The organism is Alkalimonas collagenimarina, assembly GCF_030717845.1.
GTDB classification, from domain to species: Bacteria; Pseudomonadota; Gammaproteobacteria; order Enterobacterales; family Alteromonadaceae; genus Alkalimonas; species Alkalimonas collagenimarina.
On sequence record NZ_JAUZVZ010000003.1, the window covers coordinates 85356 to 101747 of the forward strand.

A 16392-nucleotide genomic window follows, 5' to 3' on the forward strand; every position below is an offset into this window, starting at 1 on the left:
CCTCACGGCTTCCCCATGCAACGGCAGCCATCGGCTGCCGTTTTTATTTGCTGCTTTGCCACGCTTGCCAAACAGGCTAATCTATACTTCAGTGTCCAACAGAGTATCAATGGAGGCTTCATGCACCACGAACGCTGGCAACTGCTGATCCATGGCAAAGTGCAAGGCGTGTTTTACCGCGCCTCTACCCAGCAACAAGCCCGGATGCTGGGCCTGACCGGTTACTGCCAGAACCTGGACAATGGCCGGGTGCAGGTCGTGGCAGAGGGTATGCCCGAACAATTGCAACAACTGCTGGAATGGTGCTGGCAAGGCCCTGCCGGGGCAGAAGTAACCACCATTGATGTCGATAAAGATTTACCCACTGATGAATGGCAGGACTTTCAGATCCGGCGTTAGTTTAGATTCCCTTAATTCAGGGATGATTCAGAGAGCCAGCCTATACTGAACTGGTTTTTTAGAGCAATTGAGGACGATGCGATGAACTATTTACCAGCAAGCTTTCTAGTAGCCAGCATGCTATTGCTCGGTTGTGCCGAGCCCGATGTGTCTTTAAGTGCTGACAATGGCGCCACAGCTACGGTGGCTGACGCAGCCCACAATAGTCGCAATGCTCTGGACTGGGATGGTCGCTATGAGGGCGTATTGCCCTGCGCCGATTGCGAAGGCATCAAAACCAAATTAACCTTGCAACAAGATGGCCGTTATCAACTGGAAAGCCAGTATCTGGGCAAATCCAATCAAGTATTTCGTGAGCAAGGCACTTTTGAATGGGATAGCAGCGGTCAAATCATCCAGCTGCAAAGGCCACAGCCGGGAGGCGATCAATTCTTTGTCGGTGAAAACAGACTGTGGCAACTGGATATGGCGGGTCAACGCATCACCGGTGAACTGGCTGAGCAGTACCAGTTGCACAAAGCGCCTCCGGCAGAGCTTGCCTCTGCTCCATTGGCAGGGACACGCTGGCAACTGACCGAGTTGATGGGTCAGCCACTGTCAGCCAATAACCCGGCCTACATCGTTTTTAGTAGCACAGAGCCACGGGTTTATGGCAATGCCGGCTGCAACCGCTTTTTTGGCAGCTATGAGCTAAATACCGGGCAAATGCGGCTTCGTTTATCCGGTATTGGCATGACTCAGATGGCTTGTATGCAGGATACCATCGAGCCGGAGTTTTCCGAAGTACTGCAAAGCTTTGATAACTTTAACCTGACCGACGATACCCTGACGTTAAACCGGGCTCGCATGGCTCCGCTGGCTCGCTTTACCGCGGCAGGCCCTGCTGAGAAGTAAGACCTCCGAACCAGGAAAGGCCAAATGACAACGTTGTCATTTGGCCTTTTTTCTGCTATGTTAGCGGCATAAAGCTCAGCCATCTGACCAGGTGGTTTTGCTGCTAACCACACAGGAAACCGTTATGCAGATTGTGATTCAGCCCAATGCCGATGCCGTTGCTGAGTACGGTGCCGATCAGTTTAGTCGGTTGCTGAGTAAAAAGTCCGACGCTGTATTGGGCCTGGCCACCGGCTCTACCCCGGTTGCGCTCTATCAAAAGCTGATTGCCCGCTACCAGGCGGGCGAGCTGAGCTTTGCCAAAGCAACCAGTTTTAATCTGGACGAATACCTGGGCCTCTCTCCCGAGCATCCGCAAAGCTACCGCTATTTTATGCAGCAGCAATTGTTTGGTTTGATTGATATTGCCCCGGAGCGCACTCATGTACCGCCGGGCGATGCCCCCGACCCCATCGCTGCCTGCCACGACTACGAGGCAGCTATTGAAGCCGCCGGTGGTATTGATTTGCAATTGCTTGGCATTGGCCGCAATGGTCATATTGGCTTTAACGAACCCTCATCTGGCCTACGTTCGCGCACCCGGGTCAAAACCCTGACCCAGGCCACCATCGACGACAATGCCCGCTTTTTTACCGAAGGTGAGTACCAACCGCATTTATCCATCACCATGGGTATCGGCACCATCCTGGATGCCCGTAAAGTACTGCTGCTGGCAACCGGTGAGGCCAAAGCCGATGCCGTCAAAGCCATGGTGGAAGGGCCATTAAGCGCCGCCTGCCCGGCCTCGGCCCTGCAGTTGCATCAACATGCGGTGGTAGTGCTGGATGAAGCCGCCGCCAGCAAGCTGGCTGATCTGGAGTTTTACCGCCATATCGAGCGGGAAAATCAGCTACTGCTGCAACGGTTGGGCAAAAGCTAAGCCGTTATGATACGACCACCAGCTACCTTGCATTTATCCCCTGTCACCGCACTCAACTTAACTTAACTCCTGGGTTACCCAAGAGTTAACAAGTTGCACTTAAATACGTTAAGTGTCACAATAATTATCCTCCCCAGCAAAAAAACAAAAAAGATGGACTCACAATTCAGCAAAGAGCACAGAGGCTACTACCATTTCACATTTGGGCTTTCATTTATCATCGTCCTGATAACATCCTCTTTCTTTTTGCAGGACAGTCTAAATCTCACACACTTTATACTGACGTCAATGAACTGGTTCTTCTTCTTTTTTCTTGTGCCGCTGTGGCTTAGTGGCTGGATTGTTTTTGCTCTCCGCAGAAGGAGCATACATCATACTGCTCTTGAATTCGGATTAATCTGGATTATCTTTCTATTCGGCTCCTTGCTAAAAGAGGCAGTAAATTCAGTCTATCTTTTAACACCCAGCTCATCTTTTTACGAACTCATATCGCTTACATTTTTCTGGGCAGCTATATTCTATGCCATAGAAAGAGCCTATTACTCTGGTAAGTTGCTCCTTTCCAGTAAGATTAAAACTATAAAAGCAGAGGCTGACGCAAGGCGGTATCAGCTAAACCCTCATATGCTGTTTAACTCACTCAATACGATTTCATCCCTTATTTATACGGATCCTCAAAAAGCCGATATGGTCCTCCATAAGCTAGCCGAATTACTGCGATATTCTTTGGATGTCTCATCAAACAAGTTTGTAACGCTTTCAGTCGAGATTGATGTGGTCAAAAAGTATCTTGAGATTGAGCAGGCGAGATTTGAAGATAAGTTAGATGTAAGCTTTGCGATAGAGCAAGACTGTCTGAATCTATTGCTCCCCCCCTTGATACTCCAGTCATTGGTTGAAAATGCTATAAAGCATAACAGTTTTTCAAATGGCTTATTGATTGATGTCCGTGTTTACAACAAAGGTCATCGAGTCTCCATTGAGGTTGCCGATAATGGCGTTGGTTTTGGCGCCAAGCTCAACAGTGAACAAAACTTCAAAGGGACCGGGCTGAAAAATATCGAGTCACAGATCAAGCTATTGCACCGTGCAGTGATTAAGTTTTCAAATTATTCAGATGTGCTGGGCCATGGCGCTCATGTCATGATTTCCTTTGATATTTAGTGATTGATGGGAACCCTAACTATGCAAGAAGAAATTGCAATGTTAAAAGCCTACATCGTTGATGATGAGAAGCCTGCGATCATGAAACTCGAAAGGCAGTTATCACCGTTAGATAGCGTTGAAGTCATTGGCTCATCTCAGTCACCCACACAGGCAATTAAAGAGATCAATAAATTACAGCCTGATCTGGTCTTTCTGGACATCAATATGGCAGAGCTGAGTGGCTTCGATATTATTCCTTTTCTTCCCGTTAAAACTCAGATTGTTTTTACTACAGCCAGTGAGAAACATGCGATTCAGGCTTTTGAAAAATCGGCGGTAGATTATTTGCTGAAACCTTTTGATACCGACAGGCTGCTCAAAGCCATCGTTAAGGTTGAGCATGCAATCAGCGCTTCCGGGGATATAGACAATCGCAAAGAGATAGCCCCGGAATACAATCAGGACATACTGGTTTCGAAACAGGGGGACAGGATTTTTTTTGTTAAACTGGCCGATATTTACTACTTTAAATCAATGCAGGGTACTGTCTACGGCCATACTGTAAACAAAGCATACCCTTTCTCGACCAGTCTGGAAAAACTTGAGGCCGAACTAAACCCGCAAAATTTCATACGATTCCACAGAAGCTTCCTTATCAATGTGCATCACATCAAGGAAGTGCAACGTTGGTTTGGTGGCAAGCTGCTCGTGATTATGTCTGACAGTAACTTAACTGAAATATCCAGCAGCCGGGACGGAGCAAAAGTACTTAAACGCCAGTTTAATCTTTAAGACTCTGAAAGTGCAGCTGATACCATTTGCAAAATGCCGCTGAATCGGCTTCCATCTGCGTATAGTAGCCAAGCTTGGCATCAAAGCTGTCCACTTGCTGCTGCACAAGCTCGCAAAGTTTGCAATCTTGCTCGATGGTTGCATCCCACAACCAACACAAATTACGCTTACTCTCAGCATCAGGTATTTCGCAGGCCAGCCAACTGATATCAACTTGCGTAAACTGACTGCTGATGGGTGTAAAACTGAACAATACCGCATGATCTGAATACAACGAAAAGTGCAGAAAAGGACCAAGAGAGCCATACAAAAAACCGCCATCGGAGGCTTTCTGCTTGCCCATTAACGGCGCAACTAACTTACCATCGCGTGTGCCGGTTTCGGTGTTTTCCATCAGAGGAACGGCGTTAATCACAGAGTAAACCCGCGCTTGACTATTGATAAATTGTGGTGGTGGGATTGGATGCCCAAGTGCCAATGCCCGGTTGAAATAGTTACGCTGTAGTTGCATAAACTCCCCCATCTGCTGCGCTTCAAGTAAGGCTACATGTTTTTCCACTTCTGATAACTGAGGGTGGCATGGTGCACAGTGATAGCACTCGAGAAAGTTTTCAGTAACGATTTTCCAGTTGGCTTTACACTGGATCCTCTTGGTATTGATAACACTGGCATCGGCTAAACCATAGAAGTCCCAATAAGGGCGTAGCTCTTCAATTTCAGTTTGCAATCCTTGTTTTGAATGGCTGAGTTTCAGCAAGATCAGACCGGATACCTCTATCGTAGTGAATGAACGCAAACATAATTTGTGTTCAAGTTGAGGGGCTTGTCGCCGAGTTGAAATCAGTGTACCTTCCGCATCGTATTGCCAGGCGTGGTAGGGGCAGGTTAACACGGGCATATTGCCTGTTTGTTGCTGTGTCAATGTAGCTCCTCGATGCAGGCAGCGGTTTGCCAGCCCTTTGACTTCCCCACTAGGTTGCAACCGCAGAATGATGTCTGTGCCCAACAGCTTTATCCGCTTGAAGTCCCCGCAGTGCATGAACTCACTGCGATGCGCAACGAAAAACCATTGCTCCGCCAAAACCTCGGCACGCTCCTGTAAAAACACATCGTCACTGTAATAAAATTGAGGGGGCAAAGTTCTTTGTAATGGCGCAAGCATGCCAGTCATTATCTCTTACCTCCTTAATTCAACAGGTATCTGAAGGTTAATTGATAGGAGGAGCCTACCGGAGTGAGACCAAATTCGTCTTGTTGACCGCCAATAAACTTCTGAGCATTAACTGAAACAGTCAGCCTCCTGACAAAGGTCCTTTGCACGTTCAGGCCAACCAAAGCGCTCTTATCCTGTATCGCCATACGGCCATAAAGAGACATGTTTGCATAGTCAGTGTCTTTCTTCAGGTAGGCAAACAAATAGTTTTCCTGAGCACCATGAACCGACAATGACTGACTGGCAAAGAACAGGTTGCGGCCAATCATGGCACGTACTTCCGGCCTCATTTCCGTTTTCAGCAGTTCATTGTGAAATTGGATCAAATTGCTTAACCTGTCCCACATCAACCTATCCAAACCACGCTTGTCATGGCTCAATTCGAGTGTCAAATCCAGATGGCTGAATACAAAGCTAGCACCCAGTACACCGCGCCAGTATGGTGTAACCGACTCCTTTTCATGATGGGAGAAAGGAAAATAATCGACTAGCTGAGGTTGCTCAGATACCAGCAACAGGTTTTGAGGCCTGCGGGTGCCTTGCCGGTAAAAAGCAGACGTATAGGTCACCACAAAATCTGCCGGTGAAAAGATGTAGCTAAAGCCAGCCCCTGTATTTTGCCCGGCAGGTTTTTGTACAATAAACGACAGCTCACCGAGCCTGGTGTGGTATTGGAAACGCCCCCCCCATTGCTCTACTCCACGATTGAAACCATCATAGGCAGACCATCGATCATCACTGTATACCAGGGTTGCGCTCCAGGATGGATGCAAATAGCTTGCAGCCATCAGTGGCAAGCCAGTGGATCGGCTTTGCATATCCGTCAGATCATACAGGTTTTCATTGGCCTGAAAAAAGCCCAACGGCTGAAAAGAGGTAGCCATATCCCAACTTAGCTGTGTCTTACCGACATTCACTACCCAGCGTTCCTGGATAAACGTATTCACAGAAGCCTCCTGCAGTTTTGCATCAAAACGCTGCCCCGCTTTCGCACTATCATAAGTCAGCCGTGTGCGGTAGTTGAACGTTGTGAACATGCCCGTTGAACGCTGACCAGACAGGATCAAAGCCGTTTCATGGGATGGCGTGGGAATATTCAAGAATTTTCCTGGGTTTAACAGTGTTTCGCGCTCATTGACCACAGAACTGACCTGTATCACTTCTGCTATCGGTGCATTGGCTAAGGCCGTAGCCGGTGACAGCAGGATGACAGCGAAGAGGAATGGAGTGATTACGAGTGCTTTCATTACTTTGCCATCAGTTCCAAGTAGGATTTGGTAAAAGCCACCGCAGGTATTGAGATCTCTTGAAAGTGAGAAGACCGAACAATAGTTACAGACTGCTCATTGCCTGGCGTAAACAGCTCCCACTCGTGAAACACCGGAATGTCTTGCTCTACGCTCACCCGGGTGAATCTGGCGGTCTTCATATGCCTGCCTGATGCGGCAAAGAATTCGGCTTGCAAAGGCAAGCTGTCCGCCCTGCGTACTGTCATAATAACCCTTTGATAGGTCGCAGCCGGGTGTGTACTGTTTAAGGACAAAATATAGTGCTCACCGTCCTGAGCGAGCGAGATTGGCGTATAGTCGGCAGCAAATCGGATCCTGGCAATGTCGCCAATACTGGCATCGCCAAACAGCGTTTGAGCTGCAGGGATCTTTATCGCCCGGCGGGTGCGGTTGGAAAAAAACCAGGTTTCATCTTCTGTTGCCAATACTTTTTGACCACGTTGGTCTTTATCTAAAAAATACAGTATCGAACGGCTTTTCCCATCGTCCACCAGGCGATAGGAGAACGATTTCTGTTCGCTTGTCCTGGTCACATCCAGCCTGACTTCAAAAGGGGAATCGGCAGCCCGACCTTTGTCTATATACGCAATAATCTGCTGTGCTTTGCTTAGTGCAACCTCTGCCTGAGCTGAAGTATCGGCGATCACTACCTGTGCAAAGAGTAGGCAGTAAAACATGACGAATTTAGCCATTGATGGCCTCCACAAGTTGTAATTTATTGATTCTGTTCGTTGCGAATGCTGCTGCCAGCACGCAAAGAAGAATGACCGCCCCCCATAACAGCAAGCTCGGAAATGCATCGAATAATACAAACAGAGTGTATCCTTCAGAGCGCCCCGGCGGAGGTGGCATGTCGATAGATGCCAGGTTAATCAGCTCACAGGCAGCAACACTTAGAAGTAGCCCAAGTGCACCGGCGCTAATCCCAAGAAAGGCACTCTCAAATAAGTAACTGGCCTGAATGCCACGCTCTGGCAGCCCCATACTGGACATAGTGGCCAGTTCCTGCTTGCGCTCAAAGAGATTCATCAGCATCGCATTGCCCGTAGTGAGCGCAACAACCAACCCAATAATGATGCCGAAAACAATGAATTGCCGGGTGTACAGCGCTACCATCTGAGCATAAAACGGAGACAGCTCCTGCCAGGTTCTGACGGTTAACTCCGGAAAGCTGGCAATCAGTTCCGCTTGTACGCTGGGTATTCTTTGCGCATCCTCTAACAGCAGCACAAATTTAGATACTTTATCGGTAAGCAGGAGTGATTGGGCCAGCTCTAAGGGTGCATAAAGCTGCATCTTGTCAATATCAGGGTTACCTGAGCTGGAAATCCCTGCAATAGTAGCATCCACTGCATTAATGCCGCCGTGCACAGTCACTGCCATCAGGGTAATATCATCACCGGGACGAACGCCCAGTAAGCGTGCCAACTCACTGCCAATCACCACATAATAGACCTGCTCTGCGTTTAAATACTCAAGCCCAACGCCCTCGACAGTGCTGACAAAAGCCTGCGACAATTGTCGCTCCAGCTTTGCATGAACAGCATCACCGATAAAAACCAGGCTGGCATCGCCATGGCTGATCAGCCCCTGGAAGCGGATCCGCGGCATAGCCAGTTGTATATCAGGATGAGCGGTGCTGATTTGTTCAATGCTGCGAACCAGATCGGGTGAAAGGCCATGCTGAAGTGTTGATTCCTCATAGCCATCGAACCAGTCTGTTGAGGCAATTTGCAGATGTCCCGCACCACCACGAATAGTCCCTTCTTTGACCAACATAAAAGTGGCACTCATATAGGCGATACCAATGGAACAAGCGACCGTCCCTACCACAATAATTAGTAAAGTGAAGTATGATTTGCGGGTATTACGAATAAAGTTTCGCCATGCCAATGTAAACCAAATCATGATAATAATACCCCGTCTGTTAATGTTACTTCCCTGTCCATATTTTTTAGCAACCGGGGGTCATGGGTTGACACCAGAAAGGTTGTGCCAATTTCATGGGATAAAAGACGCATAAGCTCGATGATATCAGTTGCGCTTTTGGTATCCAGGTTTGCTGTCGGTTCATCAGCCATGACAAGCCTGGGCTGGTGCACAAGCGCCCGGGCGATACCAACCCTCTGCTGCTGACCGCCTGACAGTTCTCTGGGATAATGGTAAGCACGATTTAACAGCCCCACTTGCCGCAGCATGTTCAATGCCGTTTCACGCATTTTTTCTTTGCTCAACGCGTGACCGTACAGCGACAGCTCTACATTCTCCACAGCATTCAAGACGGGTAACAGGTTGAAGTTCTGAAAGATGAATCCCAGATACTTTCGGCGCATTCGCTGACGTTCGGCACGATTCAGTGATTCACATCGCTTACCAAACAGCTCTATGGTTCCGGCGCTGGGCTGATCAAGTAAACCAATAAGATTTAACAAGGTACTTTTGCCACTGCCGGACGGGCCACTGACAGCAATCAGCTGCCCCTTGTCCAGCGACAGCTCAACTTGTTTAAGAGCATCGATAACCAGTTCACCTTTTCGATACCGCTTACTCATCTGACGACACATGACAACAGCTTCACTATGACTACACATATCTTTCCCCTAGAAGACTCTAATTTGCAGCTGTATGGATTGACCGGTTTTCACCTCAAAGCTGGCATCTTCAAACTTCGGAGGACCATTTCTGCCAGTCACATTATTGCTGACACCTGTGGGCTCTTTGGGGATCCCAAACAAGTTGGTATCCAGCTTGCCGTTGTCATTCACATCGTAAAAAACTGAAACCGCATAGGTACCAGCAACGACGTCGTTAAAGATCAGTGTTTGCTGTGGCTGCAGCACTTGACGGACAATCTCGAAGCCGCAGCGCCCCCTCATAAAATCATTCTGCTGACACAGGCTTGCGTAAATTTTGCCCTTATTTGCGGTCAGGTTGTCGATAGTCACGGCAATATCCCCTGCATGCAGCACACTGCTGCTCAGAACTCCAGCCGTCAAAGCTAAGGTTTTGATAGTACGCATTAGATTGTTCTCCATTGAAAGGACTTTGATGAGATCATGAAACTCACCAGGCTGATGCCAATCAGCGTTAGTACAGTCGGCACAATAGCATTCAGCACAAATTCAGGCTGAGTGACCGAGCGCATGGCATTGACAAACAGATAAACCGGCGAGAGTTCGGCGATATCCCGAATGGCGGCAGGCATGCTGGCAACAGGTATAAACAAATCCGAGAGAAAAATAATCGGCAAGTTTACAATGTTGATAATAGCAATTGCGGTTGAGCCTTTCTTGATCAGGCTGACCAGCAGCAGTCCCACACCGAGAAAGGTGATAATCCCCAAGAGCAGAAGCAAAACAAAACCAGCAATACTCTGTCCAGTGATGCTGACACCAGTTTGCAATGCCACATTGGCCAGATAGAAAAAAGCGATGCAAAATAAGGCCAGCACCAAGGTGCGGGATAATACAAAGCTGGTGATAAAATGCCCTCTTCGCATAGGGAAGATCTGAAACATTTTCAAGGCCCCATTCTGACGCATCTCAACCAGGACGGTGGTAAAGCCAAACATCGCTGTTGAAATCACAGTCAGTGCAGTGAGGCCACTCACTAAAAATGCATTGTAGTTATAACCATTGCCTGAACTGCTGTTGATTTGTCCATAATCAACAAAGAACTGTTGACTGGCGCCGGTTTTTACCCGATTGAACACTTCGGTCAGTTCGCCCAGTAGCGCCAAAACCCCACCAAGATTGGCATCAACCTCACCAAGCACTTCAACACCTATTGCCGAGGGCGCATTGTCACGTCCAAAATCAGGCGAAAACGACAACCGTATCACAGCAGCTTGCGGCAGAGTTGCATCATCAAGCCAAACCGTATGCACACTCAAGCCTGGGATCATGTCCATTCTGTCGTGAAGGGCCTCGATATATTCTTCAGCAACGGGGTTGCCTGCAGCTTGCACGACTTCAATCCGTGCAGTGTACCCCTTGTCACCGCCAAACATCAGTGACAGCAAAATAAGCAATGCCACCGGGTAGATAAATGTCCAGAAAATTGCCCCCCAATTTCGCAGGTAGGCTTTGATTTCTATCCAGGTTAATATCGATATTACTGACATTATGACTCTCCTAGTGCTTTGTGAAGCCGTTTGCGGACACCAGCTCTAAAAAATCCCCAGCATCTGTTTTGGTTAAACTGAAGGTTGAGAACTTGTATTCAGCTGCGAGCTCCAGCATTGGCTGTCTCAATGATTCATCGCCATAGAGAACTGCTTCATGAACAGTTGGACGTCTAAGGTGACGGACGCCAGCAAGCTGCAGCAGCTCACCAAGACGTGCATCCAGGCCCAACTGAGGTTCGTAACAAAGATGCGCTTTAAAGGAACCAAGGTGTTTATTCAACATGGTGTTTCTGGCGGAAAAATCTTGTAGCTTCCCGGCTTCAATCCACAAAATATGGGAGGAATTCTCAACCTCTGAAGCGGTGTGCGTGGCCATCACAATGCTGATTGCCGGATTATCCTGATAATCAGCAAGCACTTGAAGAAACTGCTCATAGAAATACTTGTCCAGGCCAGTACCTGGCTCATCAAGAATCAAGGTAGTAGGTTTGTGAGCAAGAGCGACATAAAGATCCACTCGTTGTTTTTGCCCCCGTGATAAGCGGCCATACTTTTTGTGCGCAAGTTCTTTGAGCAAAAATTTGTCGTACAACTCCGCGTCGCTCTGCCCATAAAGGGTTGCATGCAATGAGACCACATCGCTGACCAGAATCTCCGGATTGTAGGTGGCATTTTGCAGTTGTACGCCCAGATTGCGCTTGGCGCAGTGTAGCCGCGCTATACCACCTGCGGCTTTGCGCAAGCCCAGTATACTTTCCAACAGCGTTGTCTTGCCGGCTCCATTCGCCCCCACCAGGGCGATCTGGCACCCCTTCAGCAGATCGAGCTCAGGGATGTCAAGCAAGGTGTCATTGCTGTGTGTCACTAATAGCTGCTGGATTGTCATCAGCTTTTCCATATCAAGCGTCCTCATGATAGTGGGCTGTTAATAAGCAAATAAACCGTCCAAACTCTGGATCTTGTTCTGCTTTGGCAAAGAAAGCTTGCGCCAGTTTTTTATCTCCCCCTTGCACCTCTGGCGTATCGTACAGGCTTTTCGCTTTCATCAGGTTGAGCTCACCATTATCAGGGTGAAGTTGCAGCCCCTGACGGAAATGCTGATTGATGCTTGTTGCAAGCTCCTGTATATCAAGATAAGACGCAGCAGTGCCCATCTTTATGCAGTCAATCATAATGGCAACACTGAAGGTTGTGGCATCCGCTTTATTCTGCTGCTCCAGATAGCGCTCGGCCAGTGCCAGCAGTGTCGCCCTGTCCTGCTCGATATTTTTCTCAGCGTAGCAAATACGGCTAAATAATCCTCTGATTAAGGCCAGCTGTTGGTGCCGGCTCAGTGCAGAAGCATGTTGGAGTAATGCCCGTATATGGTTATCGATATCACTCAACTTGCCACTAAAGTAACTCTGGTTCAGTGCATAGGCGGCCTGTTCAAGACATAGCAAAGGGCTATCAGGTTGCATTAAAGGTGTCGGTTCGAGTTCGCAGAGCCTGATGTCAAAAAAATCTTCGAGCGCTTTATAAACTGAAGTACCGGTGGTAATCAGAGGGTAGCAACAGTAAAACTGATAGACTTTATTGGACGAGGTCTTGCAAACCAACCAGTAGATCAGTGCTGCACCTTGCTGATAGTGGTGATTCACTTCATTTGGGGTTCGATCTTTGAGTGTTGTGATATCACTGATTTGCAACAGGGTTTCCATTTCAAACGCCTGCAATGCGGTTACAAACGACTGACCGCTTATCAGATTCTCAACATAATAGGCCAGCGACTCATCCAAGAAATGATGACCTGTTGCTGCAATCGCATGAGTGAGTTCGTGCGCCAGTATATGGCGCTGGAAGTGTGCCTGGTGAGCAAATAACACACCGACACCATTAATGATCCTAATCATGTAGGGTGGTAACTCTGCTTGATCCAGCAATGCTACCAAAATGACTGGCGGTTTAAGCTGAAAATGCTCAGCTATCTGCTCAGCACATTGCTTAAGCAGCTGTATCTTGTCAGCGTCAAGATCAGTGGCAGCTCCTGTTAACCAAACCCCTTCCCGCCAGCAACAGGATCGACGCCCTAAAGCCAACTCTGACAAAAGTGACATCACTTCCCCGCCACTAAGTAAAGGCATAATCTGCTGCAAAGCGCTCATACTGTGTTGATAGTTACCCTGACTGGCATGCTCACAGATGTCGTTCACGACATCTGTGATTGCCAGTGATGCCAAGGTATTGCTGGATGAAGAGGGTACAATCCTGGCTGGCTCGGTGTTCATAATTTGTCTCCCAGCCACAGGAAATTCGTGACAATTTCCTCCACCCCATCCAGGCCGATCAGATCATGGATCTCATCGTCGTAATAGCTGCCCCAAAACAAATTGCCAATACCCGCGGCGGTTGCCGCAAGTGACAAATGCTGTCCCACGATCCCTGATTCAAGTAGCGCAAAACGGTAGCCAAGCGCTTCATACTTGACTGTGCTGCGAGGTAAGATCGCCGTCATCACAACCGCATAAGTCGCGGTATTGGTGCACATATTGTCGTGATCCCCAAACATCAGTCGCAACGACTCTTTTGCCGGGAGCGCTCTGATGCGAGCGAGGTTTTGCGCATCGAAGTCATAGTGATAGACACCTTCCTCAATCTCATCACTGTTGACGGCAAGCACATAGACTTCTACCGGATAGAGTCCTCCCGGACTGGGGTAAGAGCGCATGACCATCGGCACCTCTTCAAACTCTGTTGAGAAACCTTGTCGGGTTACCCGTAAAGCATTCAAAATATTGGCAAGGGATTGCGCACCTATGTCTTTTCCACTAAAGCTACGACATGAGATCCGGTTCTGAAAAACATCGTCCAGCGCCATACTTAATCGTTGTGGCCTGGGAAGTTCGGTGATTGGGCATGTCTGATACAGCTTTTTGTTACGGCTCGCTTCCAATACGCAGCGCGGGTCATACAAATAAGCACCGATCCTGAGGTCACGCTTCAGTGCGGTGGAATACATGACTTTTGAAGACTCATGAAAAAGTTCCAGTAACTCCGAATTGGCTGGTGGCAGACCGATGTTTGTCATGTACTGTTGATATTCTGAGTTCATAATCATTTCCTACGGAAACGCATGCAGCGTCGTGTTAAATTGTTCTGGAGCCTGGTATCCCATTTTCTCTGTGAACTGACGTAAACGTCGGGGATCCAAATGCTGATTGCCATGGCCGCAATAGAGCGGCTGCAAACCTGGGATCACGACCTTGACAACAGTGAAACCCAGTGATGCGATATCATCTGTGGTCAGATCGACGGCAAACACCTCATAACCGTGCGCCTTTAAAACATCGAGCATCCGCTGTAACTCCGCTTTATCAGCGAAGCCACTGCTCTGAAAATCCTCTAAACACACATGAAATGGGACTGCAGGCTTCTGATCGGTCATAAACTGCAGGTCCTGATGACGGGCCGGGTCCAGATAGTAAGCAACATGGTCGGCAAATGAACGGACTTTTTCCGGAGCATCCAAAGGCTCTTGCCAACGGTTCATATCCAGCACCCAGTTGAACGTATGGAAAGATTCCACCACCGCTTTCTGAAGTGCCAGTCCTGCTTTTGAGTGGCAACTGGTGCCTGTTGAGAAACCTAGCTTATCGCCGGATTTCAGGATTGACATCACCACTGGATAACCAAATTCTGAGGTAATATTACTGATGCTGTAATCAATATTAGACTGTGAAAGTACGCGTTGGAGTTTTCCGGGCAAGTCATCCCAGATAACCGCCAGATCGATCTTGGGGGCAGAAATGCGATTCAAAAAATGACATGAAAAAGCATCCCGCTCCAGAATCTCTCTGATGCCGGAACAGAGTGCTGCAGCCATAGTCGGCCCGGCCGCCAAACCGGTGCTGTAGCCATTATCCAGGGCTTCATGTGGATAACGGGCCATGTAATTTAAGTAGACAAACCGTGCCGGAATATGTGCTTCTTCCCCTCTGCTCAGGTTGTAACCCTTGACCCAGCCGTAGGGTTTATTTTCACAGAACCTGGCATAAGGAAAGTTCTCTGAATCATATTGCCAGTCAGCAAACAGGATCATATCTCTGGGGTTGAGTTTTCCCCCATCAAGCTCATCAAATGATGCATAGTAAAGATTATCTGTATCGACGATCGAACTTGCATAGCGCTCTACCGCTTCTCCCAGAGTAGACCAAAGGGCCGCCTCTCTGTCCAGACCTGCGCCTGATGCTTGCCGGTCATCATTCGAACCGAGGGGCATATGCCGGGTATGCTCGGACACCCGGATTGGATCCTGATACTCCGCAACAGCCACAAAGATATCAGGCTCTGCAGCCTGGATCTGAACTTCGCTCACATAGGTTAATAAACCAAAATTGGGAGCAACAAGCCTGGACAGGGTTTCATTTAGCTGGTCCATCTGCTACTCCTTTAGCTATTCAGATCGCGAATGGCACGAGTCGGATCAGATGCTTTCTTACGACCACAAACCCCGCAACGCGGTACTTTAAGTACCTCACCAATCTTTTTTTCTGCCTTAATTACATCCCAGGATTCAACCTCATTAGGTTTGATCAGATGGAACATACCGCAACCGACGATTAATAAGTAACGGCTTACCGCAAAGCCGATCAGGTTTTGCATGGGCCGGTCAAACTTAGGAGTATGACTGCGCTGAACCGCACTGCTTAGCCAGCCATCCAGCTCAGCCAGATAGTTAGAAGATGCCCTTCGACGAATGGTGAGACATTCGTAGCAAGCTGATTCATCCGGAATGTACAGAGGACCAATAGTGAACATATCGTCTGACCACTGAATAGGCAACATGGCTACCTTTTCAGCCACCGCCTGCTGGTTCTGTTTACGGAGAAACTGTTGATCACCTGTGACTGTACAAACGATCCGAATGGGACGCCTTTCACTTCCAGTAGTTTGCGCCATTAAAAAGGTTTCTACCTCAGCCGCGCTATCCGCGACCATCGCCTGAATGTCACAGTCACCCACCACTTCAACCTGATTAAAATAGGGAAAAGCAAGGCCGGAGCGCAGCGCTTTACTGGCGTTAATATTAAAATCAAGCACATTTCTGAACACACCCGGAAGTCCAGACTGGTGTGCATGATTGGTTTCTACAATCATGGAGTAATCATTCAGGGTACTGAGCACAGTATCAACAATATCCCTGTCTATGTTCTGGCTATCAGCCCAGGCAATAGTCGCTTCATAGCTGTGCGGCTGACTTAACATCTCAAGTATCTGACGCGTCTCATTGGCACGTTCTTCCAAAGTAATATGCTGTCCATCAGGAACACGTATTTGTAAGTGCTCACTGTCAAACTGAAGCCATGAAATGGCTGGATGAACAAGTAGCTGGCTGTCTTCTTGCATGATCATTCTCCGGTTTGGTGGTAAAAGAGAGCTACCAGACGATAGCTCTCGTCAGTTGCAACCTTACTTGACAGGACCGTTACAGCAGCAGCAACATGTCGATGACGTTGAAGAACAACGACCAGCTTTAATAGCCAGGCCAAATGAACTCACACCGCGAGTACGATCATTGGACACATAAAAGTTTAACTTTTTACTTGATTTTACGTTATTCATCTCAATTTCCTTT

General features: G+C 48.2%; 18 protein-coding genes. 6 read left to right on the forward strand and 12 right to left on the reverse strand.

Features of this window, described 5'->3' with window-relative positions; translation table 11 throughout:
- Window positions 1-120 precede the first annotated feature (120 nt).
- The 5 genes from Q3O60_RS02780 (at window position 121) to Q3O60_RS02800 (ending at window position 4150) form a co-directional block, all read left to right on the forward strand.
- Window positions 121-399 (forward strand): acylphosphatase, encoded by a 279-nt coding sequence (locus tag Q3O60_RS02780; protein ID WP_305892379.1) that lies wholly within the window; start codon window positions 121-123, stop codon window positions 397-399.
- A gap of 81 nt (window positions 400-480) precedes the next feature.
- The gene (locus tag Q3O60_RS02785; RefSeq protein WP_305892380.1) at window positions 481-1293 is read left to right on the forward strand and encodes a copper resistance protein NlpE N-terminal domain-containing protein; all 813 of its coding nucleotides are present in this window, start codon (window positions 481-483) and stop codon (window positions 1291-1293) included.
- Between the two features lie 124 nt (window positions 1294-1417).
- On the forward strand, window positions 1418-2212 hold the full coding sequence (nagB, locus tag Q3O60_RS02790; RefSeq protein ID WP_305892381.1) for a glucosamine-6-phosphate deaminase: 795 nt from the start codon (window positions 1418-1420) through the stop codon (window positions 2210-2212).
- Window positions 2213-2365: 153 nt separating this feature from the next.
- The gene (locus Q3O60_RS02795; RefSeq protein ID WP_305892382.1) at window positions 2366-3376 is read left to right on the forward strand and encodes a sensor histidine kinase; all 1011 of its coding nucleotides are present in this window, start codon (window positions 2366-2368) and stop codon (window positions 3374-3376) included.
- A 21-nt stretch (window positions 3377-3397) separates the two neighbouring features.
- The gene (locus tag Q3O60_RS02800; RefSeq protein ID WP_305892383.1) at window positions 3398-4150 is read left to right on the forward strand and encodes a LytR/AlgR family response regulator transcription factor; all 753 of its coding nucleotides are present in this window, start codon (window positions 3398-3400) and stop codon (window positions 4148-4150) included.
- Here Q3O60_RS02800 and Q3O60_RS02805 read toward each other — a convergent pair.
- The 12 genes from Q3O60_RS02805 to Q3O60_RS02860 are packed head-to-tail and all read right to left on the reverse strand — an operon-like array spanning window position 4140 to window position 16163.
- Window positions 4140-5321, reverse strand: a complete 1182-nt coding sequence (locus tag Q3O60_RS02805) for an aromatic ring-hydroxylating oxygenase subunit alpha (RefSeq protein ID WP_305892384.1) — start codon at window positions 5319-5321, stop codon at window positions 4140-4142. The genes Q3O60_RS02800 and Q3O60_RS02805 overlap by 11 nt on opposite strands.
- A gap of 14 nt (window positions 5322-5335) precedes the next feature.
- The gene (locus Q3O60_RS02810) at window positions 5336-6610 is read right to left on the reverse strand and encodes a hypothetical protein (protein WP_305892385.1); all 1275 of its coding nucleotides are present in this window, start codon (window positions 6608-6610) and stop codon (window positions 5336-5338) included.
- Complete coding sequence (locus tag Q3O60_RS02815) at window positions 6610-7344, reverse strand: outer membrane lipoprotein-sorting protein (protein ID WP_305892386.1); 735 nt, start codon at window positions 7342-7344, stop codon at window positions 6610-6612. The genes Q3O60_RS02810 and Q3O60_RS02815 overlap by 1 nt, the downstream gene beginning before the upstream one ends.
- On the reverse strand, window positions 7337-8560 hold the full coding sequence (locus tag Q3O60_RS02820; protein WP_305892387.1) for an ABC transporter permease: 1224 nt from the start codon (window positions 8558-8560) through the stop codon (window positions 7337-7339). The genes Q3O60_RS02815 and Q3O60_RS02820 overlap by 8 nt, the downstream gene beginning before the upstream one ends.
- Window positions 8557-9204 carry an ABC transporter ATP-binding protein gene (locus Q3O60_RS02825; protein ID WP_305892388.1) on the reverse strand — a complete coding sequence of 216 codons (648 nt, stop codon included), beginning with the start codon at window positions 9202-9204 and terminating at the stop codon, window positions 8557-8559. The genes Q3O60_RS02820 and Q3O60_RS02825 overlap by 4 nt, the downstream gene beginning before the upstream one ends.
- A 48-nt stretch (window positions 9205-9252) precedes the next feature.
- Window positions 9253-9672: a DUF2141 domain-containing protein gene (locus tag Q3O60_RS02830; RefSeq protein WP_305892389.1), complete on the reverse strand. Its 420-nt coding sequence runs from the start codon at window positions 9670-9672 to the stop codon at window positions 9253-9255.
- Window positions 9672-10775, reverse strand: a complete 1104-nt coding sequence (locus Q3O60_RS02835; RefSeq protein WP_305892390.1) for an ABC transporter permease — start codon at window positions 10773-10775, stop codon at window positions 9672-9674. The genes Q3O60_RS02830 and Q3O60_RS02835 overlap by 1 nt, the downstream gene beginning before the upstream one ends.
- A gap of 10 nt (window positions 10776-10785) precedes the next feature.
- Window positions 10786-11676, reverse strand: a complete 891-nt coding sequence (locus Q3O60_RS02840) for an ATP-binding cassette domain-containing protein (RefSeq protein ID WP_305892391.1) — start codon at window positions 11674-11676, stop codon at window positions 10786-10788.
- Window position 11677: 1 nt separating this feature from the next.
- Window positions 11678-13045 carry a hypothetical protein gene (locus Q3O60_RS02845; RefSeq protein ID WP_305892392.1) on the reverse strand — a complete coding sequence of 456 codons (1368 nt, stop codon included), beginning with the start codon at window positions 13043-13045 and terminating at the stop codon, window positions 11678-11680.
- Window positions 13042-13869: a SagB/ThcOx family dehydrogenase gene (locus Q3O60_RS02850; RefSeq protein WP_305892393.1), complete on the reverse strand. Its 828-nt coding sequence runs from the start codon at window positions 13867-13869 to the stop codon at window positions 13042-13044. The genes Q3O60_RS02845 and Q3O60_RS02850 overlap by 4 nt, the downstream gene beginning before the upstream one ends.
- Before the next feature lie 9 nt (window positions 13870-13878).
- Complete coding sequence (locus tag Q3O60_RS02855) at window positions 13879-15195, reverse strand: YcaO-like family protein (RefSeq protein WP_305892394.1); 1317 nt, start codon at window positions 15193-15195, stop codon at window positions 13879-13881.
- 11 nt (window positions 15196-15206) lie between these two features.
- Complete coding sequence (locus Q3O60_RS02860; protein ID WP_305892395.1) at window positions 15207-16163, reverse strand: hypothetical protein; 957 nt, start codon at window positions 16161-16163, stop codon at window positions 15207-15209.
- Here Q3O60_RS02860 and Q3O60_RS02865 point away from each other — a divergent pair.
- Window positions 16162-16344 carry a hypothetical protein gene (locus tag Q3O60_RS02865; RefSeq protein ID WP_305892396.1) on the forward strand — a complete coding sequence of 61 codons (183 nt, stop codon included), beginning with the start codon at window positions 16162-16164 and terminating at the stop codon, window positions 16342-16344. The two genes, Q3O60_RS02860 and Q3O60_RS02865, sit on opposite strands and share 2 nt — an antisense overlap.
- Window positions 16345-16392: the final 48 nt, after the last annotated feature.